Annotated in this window: 1 pseudogene; it reads right to left on the bottom strand. The window is 68.7% G+C overall.

Annotated elements, in window-relative coordinates:
• Window positions 1-399, bottom strand: a pseudogene (locus tag DK207_RS15645) (acetyl-CoA C-acetyltransferase); the annotation flags it as partial.

Here is a 399-nt window from a genome sequence, read left to right as displayed (position 1 = left end):
ATGCGGGCCAGCGGAGTGATGCCACGGGCGGCCGCGTCTTCCTCGGTCAGCAGGACCACCGCGGCGGCGCCGTCGGAGATGCTGGAGGAACTGGCGGCGGTGACGCTGCCGTCCTTCTTGAAGGCCGGGCGCAGGGTCGGGATCTTGGCGATATCCGAGCGCCCCGGCTGCTCGTCGGTGGCGACCTCGACGTCACCCTTGCGGGTGGCTACCTTCACCGCGACGATCTCGTCGGCGAACGCACCGTTGGCCTGTGCGGCCTGCGCGCGCTTGACCGATTCGATCGCGTAGGCGTCCTGCTCCTCGCGGCTGAACTGGTACTTGTCCACGGCGCATTCGGCGAATTCGCCCATGGCCTTGCCGTCATAGGCGTTGACCAGGCCGTCGTGGGCCATGTGG

This window comes from Acinetobacter haemolyticus (assembly GCF_900406815.1).
Taxonomy (GTDB): domain Bacteria; phylum Pseudomonadota; class Gammaproteobacteria; order Pseudomonadales; family Moraxellaceae; genus Acinetobacter; species Acinetobacter haemolyticus_A.
This window is presented reverse-complemented; position numbering and strand designations above follow the sequence as displayed.